Origin of the sequence: Nocardia cyriacigeorgica (genome assembly GCF_005863245.1) — a bacterium.
Lineage (GTDB): Bacteria > Actinomycetota > Actinomycetes > Mycobacteriales > Mycobacteriaceae > Nocardia > Nocardia cyriacigeorgica_C.
The window spans coordinates 70,461-86,270 of record NZ_VBUT01000009.1 but is presented as its reverse complement, the minus strand read 5'-3'; the positions used below and the strand labels follow the sequence as shown (position 1 = coordinate 86,270).

Sequence of the window (15,810 nt, the reverse complement as noted above, 5' to 3'; positions counted from 1 at the left end):
GCGCGAGGCGGCTACTACGCTCGGCGGACGTGAGCAGCGACATCACCGCATCGGCGGCCTGGCAGAAACTGCACGACCACCACAGCGCTGTTTCCGGCCGGACGCTACGTGAATTCTTCGCCGAGGATCCCGCCCGCGGACGCGAGCTGACGGTGACCGCGGGTGATCTGCACATCGACTACAGCAAGCACCGCATCACCCGGGAAACCCTGCAACTGCTGGTCGAATTGGCGCGCGAGGCGGGTGTGGAGGAGCGCCGCGACCGGATGTATCGCGGCGAGCACATCAATACCTCCGAAGACCGCGCCGTCGGCCATATCGCGCTGCGCCTGCCGGCGGGCCGCGCGCTGATCCTCGATGGCGCCGACGCGAACGCGCAGGTGCACGAGGTGCTCACGCGGATGGGCGCGTTCGCCGATCAGGTGCGTTCCGGGCAGTGGCGCGGGGCCACCGGCGAGCGCATCGCGACGGTGGTGAACATCGGCATCGGCGGCTCGGATCTCGGCCCGGTCATGGTGCATCAGGCGCTGCGGCACTACGCCGTGGGCGAGACACCCGAGACGACGATCGGCGCCCGTTTCGTCTCCAACGTCGATCCCGCCGACCTGGTCTCGACGCTGGACGGGCTCGATCCGGCCACCACCCTGTTCGTCGTCGCGTCGAAGACGTTCTCCACGCTCGAGACGCTCACCAACGCGACCGCGGCCCGGCGCTGGCTGGTCGACGCGCTGGGCGAGGACGCGGTGGCCAAGCATTTCGTCGCGGTGTCGACCAATGCCGAGCGGGTGGCCGAGTTCGGCATCGACACCGCCAATATGTTCGGCTTCTGGGACTGGGTCGGTGGCCGCTATTCGGTGGATTCGGCGATCGGGCTGTCGGTGATGATCACCATCGGCAAGCAGCGCTTCGCGGAGTTTCTCGACGGCATGCACAGCATCGACCAGCATTTCGCCACCGCGCCGCTGGAACACAACGCGCCGGTGCTGCTCGGCCTGCTCGGGGTCTGGTACGCGAACTTCTTCGGCGCGGAATCGCGTGCGGTACTGCCGTATTCGAACGATCTCGCGCGCTTCCCGGCCTATTTGCAGCAGCTGACGATGGAATCCAACGGCAAGTCGGTGCGCGCCGACGGCACCCCGGTCACCACCTCGACCGGCGAGATCTTCTGGGGCGAACCGGGCACCAACGGCCAGCACGCCTTCTACCAGCTGCTGCACCAGGGCACCCGGCTCATCCCCGCCGACTTCATCGGATTCGCCCGCCCCACCGACGATCTGCCGACCCGCGACGGCACCGGCAGCATGCACGACATCCTGATGAGCAACCTGTTCGCCCAGACCAAGGTGCTGGCCTTCGGCAAAACCGCCGACGAGGTGGCCGCCGATGGCACCGACCCGAAGCTGGTGCCGCACAAGGTGATGCCGGGCAACCGGCCGAGCACCACCATCCTGGCGCCGCAGCTCACGCCGTCGGTGCTCGGCCAGCTCATCGCGCTGTACGAGCACCAGGTGTTCGTCGAGGGCACCATCTGGGGCATCGACAGCTTCGACCAGTGGGGTGTGGAACTCGGTAAACAGCAGGCCCTGGCCTTGGCCCCGCTGCTGACGTCTGCCGAACAGCCGCAGTCGCAGGGGGATTCGTCCACCGACGAACTCATCCGCTGGTACCGCGACCATCGCTGACGGCGAAGAACGGCGCTGACGACCGAGACACTACGCCCGAGCGCGCGCCGCTCCGGCTCGAAGTATCGGTGTGAATTCGGCTGCGCGACCACCCCTGCCGGGCGCTAGACCGGCATTTCGGCCGGGACAACGTGCGAGCCGGCGCTGCTCCAGCTCGGAGTACCGGTGTGACGTCGGGTTGCGCGCCCCTCACGGCCACAGACCGGCACCGCGCCCGGGACGCGTGCCCGAGCGCGCGCCGCGCCGGCTCAGGCCGTCGGTGTGGTTTCGGGTTGCGCGTCCACCGCCGCACTCGCGGCAGGTCGCGGGCGCGCCAGGGCGGTGAGGACCGCAGCCACAACCGCCAGCCCCGCACTCGTCCACAACGCCGCCACGACCGATCCGCTGAGGCCGATGACAGCGCCGGCCACGGCGGGCCCGCCCGCGGCCCCGATATTGAACGCGGTGGTCGCGAAGGCACCGTTGAGCAGCGGCGCGACCGGGGCCGCCGCGGTGACGATGCGCCCGATCAGGGTGGATCCGACAGCGAAGGACGCCGCGCCGGCGAGCACCGTCATGCACAGCAGCGCGGGCAACAGTCGAGCGGTGAGCGCGGTGACGATCCAGATCAGCGGCAGCACGGCGACGCCCGCCGCGATCATGACGCCCGAATGCCGGTCCGCGTAACGGCCTGCGGCGTTCACGCCCGCGAACGAGCCGATGCCGAACAGGGCAAGCACCACCGGCACCCATGCCTGGCCCGCGCCACCGATATCGGTGGCGACCACGGCGAGGTAGGTGAAGCCCGCGAAGGTCGCCGCGTTCACCAGGGCGCCGAGCACCATGACCAGCCATACCGCGGGCCCTCCGAGAGCCCGCAGTTCACCGCGCACACGCGGTCGCTCGGCCGGCTCGGGGCGCTCCGGCTGCCCGGGCACCAGCAACCAGGTCGCGGCGAGGATAGGCGCACCGGTCAGCACTATCGCCCAGAACGCCGACTGCCAGCCGAACATCCGTCCCAGCGCGGCACCCGCCGGAACACCGGCGATGCAGGCCAGGGTGACGCCGGACAGGATGAGCGAGGTGGCCCGGCCGACGCGATCCGCGCCCACCAGCGCGGGCAGGGCGGCCAGTGCGACGGCCAGGAACCCGGCGTTCGCCACCGCCGCCACCAGCCTTGTTCCGAGCAGCACACCGAAATCCGTGGTCAGCGCGCCGACGATGTGGGCGCCGAGAAACAGCGCGAGAAAGCCCGCCAGCGAATACCGGACCGGCCAGCGGCGGGCAGTCGCCGCCATCACCGGCGCGCCGATGACCATCCCCACCGCGAACAGTGAGGTCAGCAGCCCGGCCGAACCGATGGGCACACCGAGATCGGCGGCCAAGGGTTCGAGGAGACCGGACAGCATGAATTCCGAGGTGCCCTGGGCGAATACCGCTGCGGCCAGGACGAATACGACAAGGGGCACGAGAAGACTCCGTGAGTGTGATGACCGGATCCGTCGGGGTTCACCGACGGAAAGGACTACGCGGGTAGGTAGCCGGCCTGATCTCGACGGCGCTCTGCGGGCACACCCGACACCGGTGACGTTCGAGTCGTCACCGCCTGTCGGTTCACCACGACGCCACCTGACAGATCGGCCAGATGGCTAGCGTCTGGAGGCCTCCGGGGACATCACGGCGGAGACGGTAGCAGGGCGTGCCGGGGCTTTGCGACGGATTTCTCGGTCGGCTCGAGCGGGAATGTCTCGGCATCGTCATCCGCGGCGTGGGGCGCGTAGGTCATGCGTGCGCCAGTCTGGATGACAGCGGAAGGCGGTGCCGGGTTCGGCCGTAGCTCGCGCGGTCCTCGACACCGACACCGAGCACGGCACACCGGCAGGCGTTCGGAAACGAGCACCTGGCTGGCGACCTCGGCCGCAACCCCGCCTGGGCGGAGACCTCGTAGTCGAAGCCGGAGACCGTGAGCCCGTCTTCGTCGGCCATCAGCAGCGCGCCGCCGAGCACCGGTATGACCGAGGTCTCCGCGCCGCTGATTGAGGGATGTCGGCTACCAGGTGCGCAGCTCGAGACCGAGGGGGCGGGCCGTGTCCTGGGCCAACCTGTACAGCGCCGCCGAATCCGCGATGAGTTCAGGGGCGAGGCTCACCACGGCGAGTGTGTAGGTGTCGCGGTCCCGGGACAGGTATCCCGACAGCCGGGTGCGTGGGCGGCGGGCGAAGGTCAGGCCTGGGTGGATGGCGCGGGCGGCGATGGCGGTGCATTCGTGCGGGCCGAAGCTGTGCAGGCTCGGGGGCAGGGTGCCGATATTGGAGCAGAGGATGTCGCGTTCGCCCGCCCCACGGGACATGGCGTAGGCCAAGCGATCCGGGACCAGCTGCAAGGTTTCCTCGGGCAGCCCGGCGGGGCTGGTCATCCGGCGCTCGTAGGCGGCGCGGGCTTCGGCGCGGATGATTCCGGGCGAATCGGCCCGGGTGATCGTGATCGCGGTCATCGCCAGATCGTTGTCGACACGCGGTTCGTCCCGGGTGTCGACCGGCAGCGCGGCCTCGATCGTCGCGCCAGGAAAGCCACTGGCCCACAGCATGTTCGCGACGAACCAGACGAACAAGCTGTTGCCGGTGCCCGCGGAGGTGGCAGCGGCGCGATGCCAGTCGGCGGCGGGGCAGCACAGCACGGCGCCGACGGTCGGCATCCTGGTGCTGCGCGGGTCGTCGACGGTCGCTGGATGGTCGGTGTCCACGTCGAACGACAGTGCCGACTTCTCCCCTATCCGACCGTGTTCCGGCGGCCGCGCCCACTCGGCTCGCGCATGTCCGCGGCCGGTGAGGGCAGGCGGACGAGGTGCGCCAGGCCCGTCATGACCGCGGTCGGCACGCGCGAGATCGGTCGTCCCGTCGGCTGCCGGTGAATGCGGCGGCCCGGCGGCTCGGGCGGCATCGGCGGAGTCGGCACGGGCGGAGTCGGCACGGGCGGAGTCGGCACGGATGTCGATACCGCGGCCGCTGCCGTCAGTGACCGCTGAGTTGTCATCGCCTGGTGAGCCGGCTTCCCTTGCCGAGTTGTCTTCGCCTGCCGCCGAGCCGCCCGCGATCGCGGTCTCCAACGCCGCACCACAAGACTTGGGCGCACGGTGCCCGGCCGCGATCGCGGTGCGCATTCGCAACGACGACCGCCTCAGCGCGGAACCGAGGGCCGCGGCGGTGCCACCGAGTACGGTGACGAGTTGTTTCCATGCATCGTTCCAGTCGGATTGCGGTGCGGCAGTCAGCTCCGAGATATGCGAATGTCCGGTCACGGCCGGTGGGCCGGCGGCAATCGAGAGGGCGGCGCCGGGTGACTTGTGCCCGGTCAGCGCTCGGGCGCGGGAGGACGCACCGGAATATGCGCCGGCGGTCAGGGCCGCGTCGACGGCGATGATCAGACCTCGTGCGTCGGCCAGGACGTGGGAGCAGGTCAGGGCGATGACGGTGCCGCCGTCGTCCAACGGAGCCGAGGACAATCGCCAGCCCGGCGCGTACTCCGGGTCCAGGTCGGCGCCGAGGTTGTCGGCCCATTCGAGGACTTCGGTCACGGCGATCTCATCGCGTTGGTCCAGCGGATGCGCGCGTACCGTCGGCTGCCAGGACCGGCGGGCACCCGGCACCCGCGGACGAACTACGCGACGGCCGAGTGGGCCACGGCGCAGTCGCGCGTGCAGATCCTCCAGCAACTCCGGCTCGACTCGGTCGCCGGTGCGCCACAACCCTTGCAGGGCGATGGGGGTGCCGAGGCCGCGGTGGGTGCGCAGGAAGATCTCGTCGACGACGGTGAGCCGCGTCGGGTCGCTCCCGCGCCTGGTCATCGCGTCATCGGAATTCGCCGTGGCGGCCCGCGCCGGCGGCGAACCGGGCCGCGCCGTCGAGAGCGCCGTCCATGAGTGCGCCCATACCGTGGCGGAATTCGTTGCGCAGGGCGGCGTCTTCCTCGAGACCGTCCTGCTCCAGCAGCGACATCCGGTCCGACCGCAGGCAGGTCTGCGGCAGCGCGGCGAGCTGACCGGCGATCTCCTCGGCCACCCTGCGGGCCTCGCCGGTCGGCACCACACGGCTGACCAGGCCCATCTGCAAGGCTTCCGGCGCGCTGACCGGGCGGCCGGTGAGCACCATGTCCATCGCGCGGCCCGTACCGACGATGCGCGGCAGCCGGACCGTGCCGCCGTCGATCAGCGGCACACCCCAGCGGCGGCAGAACACGCCGAAGGTGCTGTCCTGCTCGGCGATCCGCAGATCGCACCACAGCGCGAGCTCGAGCCCGCCCGCCACGGCATAGCCGGAGACCGCGGCGATCACCGGTTTGGACAAGCGCATCCGGGTGGGTCCCATGGGCCCGTCGCCGTCCTCGGTGACCTGGTTGGAGTTCTCCCCGCCCATGGCTTTCAGGTCCGCGCCCGCGCAGAAGGTGCCGCCCTCGCCCCACAGCACCGCGACGGCGGCGTCCGGATCGGCGTCGAAGGCGCGGAAGGCGTCGGCCAGCGCCCGCGCGGTCGGCCCGTCGACGGCATTGCGTGCCTGCGGCCGGTGCAGGATCACCGTGGTGACCGGGCCGGCGTGTTCGACTCTGACGCTCATCTGACCGACCATACGGCCTGACACCCCCTTGTGTGAAGAAGTGAATTCGTGCTTCACTTCTTGCGTGGTGTACCGCAGAACCCCCGCCGTACAGGCCAGGCTCGACGCCCAGGCCGCACTGATCGTGCAGGCCGCGACCAGGGTGCTGTCCCGTGATGGTTTCGCCGGCCTGTCCATGGCCGCCGTCGCCGCCGAGGCCGGCGTGGCCACCGGAACGGTCTACAAACACTTCGAGGGCAAGGCCGATCTCGTCACGGGCGTGTTCCGCAAAGTGGTCACCCGCGAGGTCGAGGCCGTCGCGGCGGCCGGTTCCGGCGGTGACGCCGCGCAGCGGGTCAGCGCGGCCGTCGAGACGTTCGCCGTGCGCGCGCTCAAGAATCCGAAACTCGCCTATGTCCTGCTCGCCGAACCCGTCGACCCGGCGGTCGACGCCGAACGCCTGCGCTTCCGGCGCGCCTTCGCCGAGACCTTCGAATCCGCGGTGGCCGACGGCGTCGCTCGCGGCGAGCTGCCGCCCCAGGACGCCCGCATCAGCTCCGCCGCCATGGTCGGCGCCATCGGCGAGGTGCTGGTCGGGCCACTCGCCCACGCACCGCACACCGAATCGGTCGTGCCCGAGCTGGTGTCCTTCGCCCTACGCGCCCTCGGCGTCCGCCGCGGTCCGCGCTCGGATATCAGCTGGCCGTCCACAGTCGTCTCCACCACGGCACCCACCGCCGAGCTGCCCGTCTTCGGCCCCGCGCCCGGCACGCAGCCGTCCGTCCACGATCCCGCCCTCACCGATGGCATGGCGACCATGCCGATGCCCGCGGTAAACCTCCCAGGAGCGCACGATGCAGACGCATGAAGTCTTCAACCAGGTCCCGCCGATCGTCCCGTTCGACTTCTCCCGCAATCCGGCGCTGATCGAAGGCCTGCACCGGGAGGGCGCGGGCTGGGCCGAGGCCGAAGTGCGTGAGCTGGGTGCGCTGGCCGGTGGAGCGCGCGCCCAGGAGTGGGGCCGCCTGGCCAATGAGAACCCGCCGGTGCTGCACACCCACGACCGTTACGGCCACCGCATCGACGAGGTCGAGTTCCATCCGTACTGGCACGAGCTGATGAACGTCGCGGTCTCGCACGGCCTGCACGGCGCGCCGTGGCTCGACGAACGTCCCGGCGCACACACCGCGCGCGCGGCGAAGTTCTACACCTGGGGCTCGGCCGAGGCGGGCCACATGTGCCCGATCTCGATGACGTACGCCGTCGTCCCGGCGCTGCGCAACAACCCAGAGCTCTCCGCGAAATACGAACCGCTATTGGGTTCGCGCACTTACGATTTCGGGCTACGGGAGCCGTCCACCAAGGCCGGTCTCATCGCGGGCATGTCGATGACGGAGAAGCAGGGCGGCTCCGACGTCCGCGCGAACACCACCACCGCCACCCCGCAGCCGGACGGCTCCTACCGCATCGTCGGGCACAAGTGGTTCACCTCCGCACCGATGTCGGACATGTTCCTCACCCTGGCGCAGGCGCCCGGCGGACTCTCGTGTTTCCTGCTGCCGCGAGTGCTGCCCGACGGCACCCGCAATCCGATCCGCATCCAGCGGCTCAAGGACAAGCTGGGCAACAAGTCCAACGCCTCCTCCGAAATCGAATACGAGAACGCCACCGGCTGGCTGGTCGGCCCGGAGGGCGCGGGCGTCAAGACCATCATCGAGATGGTGAACATGACCAGGCTCGACTGCGTGATCGGTTCGGCCACCGGGATGCGCGTCGGCGCGGTCTTCGCCGTCCATCACGCGCGCCATCGGGAAGCGTTCGGCGCCAAGCTCATCGATCAGCCCGCGATGGCGAACGTGCTGGCCGATCTGGTGATCGAATCCGATGCGGCCACCACCGTCATGATGCGTCTGGCGGGCGCCACCGACCGTGCGAGCAGCGATCCGGCCGAAGCCGCGCTGCGACGGATCGCGCTGGCCGTCACCAAGTACTGGGTGTGCAAGCGCGCACCCTCGCATGCCGCGGAAGCGCTGGAATGCTTCGGCGGCAACGGTTATGCCGAGGAGTCCGGGATGCCGCGGCTGTACCGGGAGGCGCCGCTGATGTCGATCTGGGAAGGTTCGGGCAATGTCGCCGCGCTCGATGCCCTGCGCGCGATGGGTCGCCAGCCGGAAACGGTCGAGGCCTACTTCAACGAGGTGAATTTGGCCCGTGGAGAGAACCCGCGCCTGGACGACGCCATCGACCGCGTCGGCAAGGAACTGTCCGACCTCAGCGATATCGAATACCGCGCCCGCCGCGTCGTCGAGCTGATGGCGCTGGTCCTCCAGGGAGCGCAACTGGTGCGGCACGGCCACTCCGCCGTCGCCGACGCCTTCTGCGCCACCCGGCTCGGCGACGACTGGGGCATCGCATTCGGCACCCTGCCCACCGGCGTCGACACCGCCGCCATCATCGAGCGAGCGTTCGTCGCCTGACACCACCTCCTGCTCGTCGCGGTGTTCGATCGCGCGGAGTGCGGGGCTCGGTTTCGTCCGCAGCGGGCCCTTTCGTTCGGGGCCGAGCCGGTCGCGGAGGAGGTCGCGCCGAGTACCTCGACCTTGCCCACGACAGGCTCCGATCGCCTGGGGTGTCGAGCGCTACACCCTGTGGATCAGGCAGCGGCGCACCGGCGAGCTGCTCGGTGTCAACGATCTGACCCTCGACGCTTGAATCCGGTCTGGGCCGGGGCAGTCGCGCTTGGGCCTCGGTGCGCGACGGCCGACTCCGCCGCCGCGGACCCCGGCCGCGCCCGACCGCGCGAGTACTGTCACCGCGGTGACGGAGGAGCTCGAGACAACGGTCGACGCGCTGGCCGAGCGGGTGCTGGACCGGGCCGGAGACTGCGCGGACCGCTACCTGCTCGGCATCGCGGGCCCGCCCGGCGCCGGTAAGTCGACGCTGGCGGCGGCGTTGCGCACAGCCGTCGACGCCGCGGCCGGGTCGAACGTCGCCGAGCTCGCGCCGATGGACGGCTACCACCTGCCCAATGCGCACCTGCGCGCCCTCGGGCGACTGGCGGGCAAGGGCGAACCCGACACCTTCGACGTCACCGGATTCGTCGACGGCCTGAACCGATTGCGGCACACCCCGATCGGCGAGCCGGTGCCATGGCCGACCTTCGACCGCACCACCGACGAACCCACCCCCGGCGGCATCATCGTCACCGGTCAGCGAATCATCATCACCGAAGGCAACTACCTGCTGCTGGACGACGGCCCATGGTCGAAGGTGCGCCCCCGGCTGGACGAATGCTGGTATCTGACCGCCGACCGGCGGACCCGCGTCGAACGGCTGCTGCACCGTCACCTGCGCGGCGGACGCGATGAGTCCGCCGCGCGGGCCAAAGTGCACAACAGCGACATGACCAACGCCGACCTGGTGGAGAGCACCGCCCACCGCGCCGATCTTGTGCTGCACGAACGCGACTCGCACTACTTCATCTATTGAGTGGCAGCGCCACGGACGCGCCTCCCGGACGATCAGCATCCCGACTACAGCAGTGACGACGGCCCGCGCAACCGGTCGCAATTCGCCAACGCTTGGCGTGTATCACCACCCGGCGCACCCACTCGGCCGATCATGGACCGATGACGGCGACCGCACGGCCCTCCAAGCGAGCACACGCCTTACGCAATATCGCCACGGTCGTGTGCGCGCTGCTGCTGTTCTACTTCGTTCCCGTCGGCTACGACTTCGCCGACGATTGGCCCGGCCGGGTCCTCACCCTGCTCGCCTTCGGCGCTGGCGTCATCGGATTGTGCTGGCTCGGATACCGGCGCATCTCGCAATACATCGCCGCCATGCACGACACCACTCGGCGCATCGACGGCCTGCTGCTGCTGGTGTCGGTGGTCGTGATGTTCTTCGCGCTCTTCTACTACGTGCTCGAACAACGCAATCCGGGCCAGTTCGAGGGCCTCGACACCCGTACCGACGCGCTGTACTACACGGTGTCGACCCTGGCCACCGTCGGCTACGGAGACATCCATGCCGTCGGCCAGATCGCCCGCGCCGCGAGCACCGTGCAGATGCTGTTCGACCTGGTCGTCATCGGCACCGTGGTGGCGGTGCTGACCACAAGCATCACTCGCCGGCTGGAGGCACGGCAGGCGTCGGGCGGAGACGCGAATTAACCTGGTGCCATGACCGATTCCGCCGAGTACGAACAGATCGCGGCGGTGAGCGCGCACGGTGTCGCGCCCGCCGCACCGGAAGAAGTCAGCGCCGCCTTGGCCGGACTCGGCTTCGCTCAGCCGGATTGGCGGGCGGTGCGCTGGGATACCGAGGACGGCACCGAGACACCGGGATCGAGGTCGGGCGCGGACACCGGCGAGCCCCACACCTGACGGGTCGGCAGCACGCCCGCCCACACACCGCCGGCGGCGATATCGTCCGCGTCGTCGTTCGGTCCTCCCGCCCGCGTTTTCACCGACGCCTCGGTGAGTTCGAGTGCGAGCACGGCGGTCGCGGCGAGCTCCTTCTTGTTCGGCCTCCGCACGCGCTCCCAGGAACCCGGCGCCGCATGGTCGACGATCACGCGCAAGCCGTGCAACCGCTGCTGCGGGTCGGTGACCTCGACGGCTCGGCCGAGCACTACGGCCGACCGGTAGTTCATCGAGAAATGCATCGCCGAGCGGGCGTATACGACACCGTCCACCAAGGTGACGGCCACCGAGACGTCGTGTTCCAGCGCGGCCCGCAAGTTGCCCGCACCGGTAGATCCGTGCAGGTAGAGCAGGTTTCCATCGCGGCCGTAAGCGGTGGGCAGCACGACGGGAGTGCCGCCGAGAAGCACGCCGAGGTGGCAGATGAGGCCCGCGTCGAGCACGGCATCCAGCTCGGCGCGGTCCTTGCGGGCGCGATCCTTCAGCCGGGTGGGCGTGCTGCGCGGGGTCGGCGACAGGGGTGGCCGGAGTAGTGCGTGTTCGGTCATGGGTATACCGTGCCGTCGATAGTGGCATCCTGGTATAGCCAATTCTGGACAACTTTGAAAGGCCAATTGCGCCGTGACCGAGCCGATCGCCGAGCTGCTCGACCTCGATCGCAGCGGCGCCGCGCCGCTATCGGTGCAGCTGGCCGACGGGCTGCGGCGGGCGGCGACCTCCGGGGTCTTGCGCGGCGGTGACCGGCTGCCGTCCTCGCGGTCGCTGGCCGCTCAGCTCGCCGTCAGCCGGACCGTGGTCGCCGCCGCCTACGACCAGCTGCATGCCGAAGGCTGGCTCACCGGCCGACGCGGATCGGGCACCTACCTCACCGCCGCGCCGGCACCCGCACGACACGACACCGCCGGGCTCGCCGCGCCCACCGATACCTCCGCACTCCTCGATCTGCGCCCGGGCGCGCCGTGCGTCACCGCGATCGGCCGCGCCGCATGGCGCCGGGCCTGGCGTGCGGCCGCAGACCATGAACCGGTGATCCGCAAGGAACGCGCGGGCGAGCCGCGGTATCTCACGGCGATCACCGATCATCTGCTGCGTCATCGCGGGTTGAGCGCCGCCGGCCCGACCGCGATCCTCGCGACCGCGGGGGCGAGTGCGGCGGTGAACGAGATCGCTTGTGCCGTCTTGCGCCCGGGCGACAGCGTCGCCATGGAAGATCCGGGGTATCAGCGTGCCGTCGGAGCGTTTCGGGCGGCGGGCGTCCAGGTACTGCCGGTGCCGGTGGACGGCGAGGGCCTGCGGGTCGAGGAGCTACCACCTGGCGTCAAGGCCGTGTATTGCACTCCGGCACATCAGTTCCCACTCGGCGGGCGGATGACGGCGCGCCGCCGGGTACAGCTGGTCGATTACGCCCGCGCCAACGACGTCCTGCTCATCGAAGACGATTACGACGGCGAATTGCGTTACGACACAGCCCCGTTGCCTTTGCTGGCAGCGATGGCACCCGACGTGGTCATCCATCTCGGCACGACCAGCAAGATCCTGTCCCCCACCCTCGGCGCCGGCTGGCTGGTCGCCGCACCCGAGATCGCCGACGCCGTGCTCACCTACCGCGAACAGATCGGCAGCACACCGAGCCCGGCCGGCCAGCTGGTCCTGGCCGAACTCGCCGCACACGGCGACCTCGCCCGGCATCTGCGCAGGCTCCGCCGTGTGATGCCGCCGCGGCGGGCGTTCGTCGTCGCCGAACTCGCCCGTCGCGGGCTGACCGTTCGCGGCGACGATGCGGGCTCGCACCTGGTGATCCCGCTGCCCAGCGCTGAAGCCGAGCAACGCGCCGTCGCCGAAGCCGCCCGCCGTGGGGTCGCCCTCGACGCGCTCGCCCGCCACCACGTCGGCCAGGCGCGCACCTTCGGTGTGGCCCTGGGCTATTCGGCGCTGTCGAACGACGGACTCGCCACCGCGGTCCCGATCGCTGCCGAATGCCTCGCCCGTGCCGGCACATGAGCGCCTCCCAGCGCCGTGCTCGTCCCGAGCCGCCGCACTTGCCAGATGGACCGCGCCCGCTCGGATGCGTGTCGGCTACAACATCCCGCGACCCGACGGGCTGGACCCCGCGCCATCGACCCGCGCTCGGCCACGTCGCAGCCCGGCATCGAGCCGGCCGGCAACATGCCGTCGCCTCTTGCCGGGGGCACCACGCCGACTCGATCAGCGGCGCCGCAACCCCGGATCGAGCAGGGCGGGCGTGGCGTCGTGTTTTTCGTGCGGGGCCAGGTCGACGCCCGGTGCGACGATCGCATCGATGGCGTCGAGCACATCGGCGGTGAGCGCCGTGTCGGCGGCGGCGAGCTGGGAGCGCAGGTGGTCCATGGTGCGCGGGCCGATCAAGGCCGTGGTCACCGCAGGGTGCGCGGTGACGAAGCCGAGCGCCAGCTGGATCATGGTCAGGCCGGACTCCTCGGAGAGAGCGGCCAGTTGTTCGACTGCGTCCATCTTGGCCTTGTTGGCGGGGACGGCGAGGTCGTAACGGTCCGGCATGAACGTCGAACGACTGGTGGTGATCTCGCGTCCCGCGCGGATCGCACCCGACAGCCACCCCGAGGCCAGCGGGCTCCATACCAGCACCCCGAGCCCGTACTGTTCGGTCACCGGCAGGACGTGGGCCTCGGCGCCGCGTTGCAGGATCGAATAGGCAGGCTGTTCGGTGACGTAGCGGCCCAGCCGGTGCTCGCGGGCCGCCCACTGCCCCTCGACGATGCGGTAGGCGGGGAACGTCGAGGAACCGAAGTAGCGGATCTTCCCGGCGCGCTGGAGATCGGTCAGTGCCGAGAGGGTTTCCTCGTCGCTGGCGCTCGGGTCCCAGCGGTGGACCTGATAGAGGTCGACGTGGTCGACGCCCAGCCGGCGCAGGCTGTCATCGAGCGCCTGGACCAGCCATCGGCGGGAACTGCCGCGATGGTTGCGGTCATCGTCCATCGGCATTCCGGCCTTGGTGGCCAGCACGATGTCGTCGCGGCGGCCCGCGATGGCGCGGCCGACCATTTCCTCCGATTCGCCGCGGCCGTACATGTCCGCGGTGTCGATGAGATTGATTCCGGCGTCGAGTGCGGCATCGACCATCGCGGTGGCCTCGTCCTGGCTCGTGCGGCCGATACTGCCGAAGTTCATCGCGCCCAGCGCCAGCGTGCTGACCTGTACGCCGGTGCGGCCCAAGCTGCGGTACTGCATGCGTATTCCTCTCGAATTGCACCGTGAACCGGTGCGCGGGTGGAGTCGACTCGCCCGCTCTGGCATCCTGGAACAAGCGGAACGACGTTCCGATATCAACGATACGGAACAACGTTCCGGTTGCCAACCGGAACCGACGAAGGGAGCGGCGGCGTGCGCGAAACCGCCAGCGATTCGCAGACCCCGCGCAAGCGGGCAGATGCCCGGCGCAACGAGCAGACCCTGCTCGACGCCGCCGCCGCGGCCTTCGTCGCTTCCGGCGTCGACGTCCCCGTGCGCGATATCGCCGCCAGGGCCGGCGTAGGGGTCGGCACGATCTACCGCCACTTCCCCACCCGTGCCGACCTGATCGTCGCGGTCTACCGCCATCAGGTCGAGGCCTGCGCGGAGGCGGGCCCCGCCCTGCTGGCCGCCGTCACCTCACCTCACGCGGCGTTGGCGCGGTGGATCAACCTGTTCGTGGACTTCCTGGTCACCAAGCACGGCCTGGCCGAGGCCCTCCAGTCCGACGACGCCGCGTTCGAGACGCTGCACGCCTACTTCCTCGACCGCCTCGTTCCCGTATGCGCGCAGCTACTCGATGCCGCCGCCGACGCCGGCGAGATCACCCGCGACATCGAGGCCTACGAACTGATGCGCGGCGTGGGCAACCTGTGCATCGGCGCGGGCGGCAACCCCCGCTATGACGCACGCAGGCTGGTCGGGCTGCTCATCGCGGGCCTGCGCCGTAGCTAGCCGCCCGCCTCCGCCACGCGGCAGACCCGACGGACCACTATCCACTGTTCGGCCAGGACGCCTCATCGGAGCCAATTCAGCAGGCAATGCGCGCGATCAGGCCGAATGGCACAGACCCACACATTGCGCGCCAACTCCAGCTAAGCGGAACTCGGTTCATGTTATCCAGCGCGAGAACACCCCCGGATGCATGCCGTAGTCGGCCACGATTCGCGCCCGGTGCCGGACCGGCTCGCACCTTCGACCCCGGCGAACCGCCCCCTCGACACCCGGATCTGTCGGTGCCCGCAGGTAATCTGAAACGCGTGCCCGAACTACCGGAAGTGGAGGCGCTGGCGCAGTTCCTGCGAGAACACGCGGTCGGCGCGGTGGTCGGGCGCGTGGACGTCGCGGCGTTGAGCGCGGTCAAGACCTTCGATCCGCCGGTGACGGCACTGTCCGGCCGCGACGTCACCGGTGCGGGCCGGTGGGGCAAATTCCTCGGCCTGGAGTGCAGCGGCATCTGGCTGATCACCCATCTCTCACGCGGCGGATGGCTGCGCTGGACCGACAATCCGAGCACCACCCCGCCCAAACCGGGCAAGGGTCCGCTGGCGCTGCGGGTGCATTTCTTCACCCCCGAGGGCGCGACCCCCGCCTTCGACCTCACCGAGGCAGGCACCAAGAAGCGGCTCGCGGTCTACGTCGTCGAGGATCCACACCAGGTGCCGGGCATCAGCCGGCTCGGCCCCGACGCGCTCGAGGTCACCGAAGACCAGTTCGCCGCGATCCTCGCCGACAGCACGCAACGGATCAAGACCGCACTGGTCGAACAGTCACTGCTGGCCGGCATCGGCAATGCCTACTCCGACGAAATCCTGCACACCGCCCGCATTTCGCCGTTCGCCACCGCGAAATCACTGTCGCCGGACAAGGTGTCGGAACTGTACGAGGCCATGCGCACGGTTCTGCTGGATGCCGTGCAACGCTCCGTGGGGCAGGACGCGGCCAGGCTCAAGGGCGAAAAGCGTTCGGGCATGCGGGTACACGCCCGCACCGGCCTGCCATGTCCGGTCTGCGGGGACACGGTGCGCGAGGTGTCGTTCGCCGAGCGGTCCTTCCAGTACTGCCCCACCTGCCAGACCGGCGGCAAGATTCTCGCCGACCGGCGCATGTCGCGCCTGCTCAAATAGC

13 protein-coding genes and 1 pseudogene are annotated in these 15,810 nt (G+C 69.9%); 8 read left to right on the top strand and 6 right to left on the bottom strand.

What is annotated here, in order from left to right; all coding sequences use genetic code 11:
* The first annotated feature begins 29 nt into the window (after positions 1-29).
* A complete protein-coding gene (gene pgi / locus FEK34_RS22255; RefSeq protein ID WP_138450665.1) occupies positions 30-1,682 on the top strand; it encodes a glucose-6-phosphate isomerase in 1,653 nt (550 codons plus the stop codon).
* 248 nt (positions 1,683-1,930) lie between these two features.
* Here the strand turns inward: pgi and FEK34_RS22250 are convergent, their stop codons facing one another.
* The 4 genes and pseudogenes from FEK34_RS22250 to FEK34_RS22235 all read right to left on the bottom strand — a co-directional run bounded on the left by FEK34_RS22250 (position 1,931) and on the right by FEK34_RS22235 (position 6,271).
* Positions 1,931-3,130 carry a Cmx/CmrA family chloramphenicol efflux MFS transporter gene (locus tag FEK34_RS22250; protein WP_138450663.1) on the bottom strand — a complete coding sequence of 400 codons (1,200 nt, stop codon included), beginning with the start codon at positions 3,128-3,130 and terminating at the stop codon, positions 1,931-1,933.
* A 410-nt stretch (positions 3,131-3,540) separates the two neighbouring features.
* Positions 3,541-3,674: pseudogene (locus FEK34_RS30950) on the bottom strand (DNA polymerase III subunit beta); the annotation flags it as partial.
* A 37-nt stretch (positions 3,675-3,711) separates the two neighbouring features.
* Positions 3,712-5,505, bottom strand: coding sequence for a hypothetical protein (locus tag FEK34_RS30475; RefSeq protein WP_212748805.1), 1,794 nt, complete (start codon positions 5,503-5,505; stop codon positions 3,712-3,714).
* A 4-nt stretch (positions 5,506-5,509) separates the two neighbouring features.
* Positions 5,510-6,271: a crotonase/enoyl-CoA hydratase family protein gene (locus FEK34_RS22235; protein WP_138450661.1), complete on the bottom strand. Its 762-nt coding sequence runs from the start codon at positions 6,269-6,271 to the stop codon at positions 5,510-5,512.
* 64 nt (positions 6,272-6,335) lie between these two features.
* Between FEK34_RS22235 and FEK34_RS22230 the strand changes: the two genes are divergently transcribed.
* The 4 genes from FEK34_RS22230 (at position 6,336) to FEK34_RS22215 (ending at position 10,425) form a co-directional block, all read left to right on the top strand.
* The gene (locus FEK34_RS22230) at positions 6,336-7,118 is read left to right on the top strand and encodes a TetR/AcrR family transcriptional regulator (protein WP_138450659.1); all 783 of its coding nucleotides are present in this window, start codon (positions 6,336-6,338) and stop codon (positions 7,116-7,118) included.
* Positions 7,105-8,727, top strand: a complete 1,623-nt coding sequence (locus tag FEK34_RS22225) for an acyl-CoA dehydrogenase family protein (protein WP_138450658.1) — start codon at positions 7,105-7,107, stop codon at positions 8,725-8,727. Before FEK34_RS22230 ends, FEK34_RS22225 begins: the two co-directional genes overlap by 14 nt.
* Positions 8,728-9,067: 340 nt before the next feature.
* Positions 9,068-9,739 carry a nucleoside/nucleotide kinase family protein gene (locus FEK34_RS22220; protein WP_138450656.1) on the top strand — a complete coding sequence of 224 codons (672 nt, stop codon included), beginning with the start codon at positions 9,068-9,070 and terminating at the stop codon, positions 9,737-9,739.
* 140 nt (positions 9,740-9,879) lie between these two features.
* Positions 9,880-10,425: a potassium channel family protein gene (locus FEK34_RS22215; protein ID WP_138450654.1), complete on the top strand. Its 546-nt coding sequence runs from the start codon at positions 9,880-9,882 to the stop codon at positions 10,423-10,425.
* A 116-nt stretch (positions 10,426-10,541) separates the two neighbouring features.
* On the opposite strand, the gene FEK34_RS22210 is transcribed toward FEK34_RS22215, so the two are convergent.
* Positions 10,542-11,225: a pyridoxamine 5'-phosphate oxidase family protein gene (locus tag FEK34_RS22210; RefSeq protein ID WP_138450652.1), complete on the bottom strand. Its 684-nt coding sequence runs from the start codon at positions 11,223-11,225 to the stop codon at positions 10,542-10,544.
* A gap of 73 nt (positions 11,226-11,298) precedes the next feature.
* Here FEK34_RS22210 and FEK34_RS22205 point away from each other — a divergent pair, with 73 nt between their 5' ends.
* Positions 11,299-12,678, top strand: a complete 1,380-nt coding sequence (locus FEK34_RS22205; RefSeq protein ID WP_138450650.1) for a PLP-dependent aminotransferase family protein — start codon at positions 11,299-11,301, stop codon at positions 12,676-12,678.
* A 204-nt stretch (positions 12,679-12,882) separates the two neighbouring features.
* On the opposite strand, the gene FEK34_RS22200 is transcribed toward FEK34_RS22205, so the two are convergent.
* Positions 12,883-13,902, bottom strand: a complete 1,020-nt coding sequence (locus FEK34_RS22200; RefSeq protein ID WP_138450648.1) for an aldo/keto reductase — start codon at positions 13,900-13,902, stop codon at positions 12,883-12,885.
* 153 nt (positions 13,903-14,055) lie between these two features.
* On the opposite strand from FEK34_RS22200, the gene FEK34_RS22195 reads away from it, so the two are divergent.
* Both FEK34_RS22195 and FEK34_RS22190 read left to right on the top strand, forming a co-directional pair.
* Positions 14,056-14,637 (top strand): TetR/AcrR family transcriptional regulator, encoded by a 582-nt coding sequence (locus FEK34_RS22195; protein ID WP_138450646.1) that lies wholly within the window; start codon positions 14,056-14,058, stop codon positions 14,635-14,637.
* Positions 14,638-14,942: 305 nt separating this feature from the next.
* On the top strand, positions 14,943-15,809 hold the full coding sequence (locus FEK34_RS22190; RefSeq protein WP_138450644.1) for an Fpg/Nei family DNA glycosylase: 867 nt from the start codon (positions 14,943-14,945) through the stop codon (positions 15,807-15,809).
* Position 15,810 lies beyond the last annotated feature (1 nt).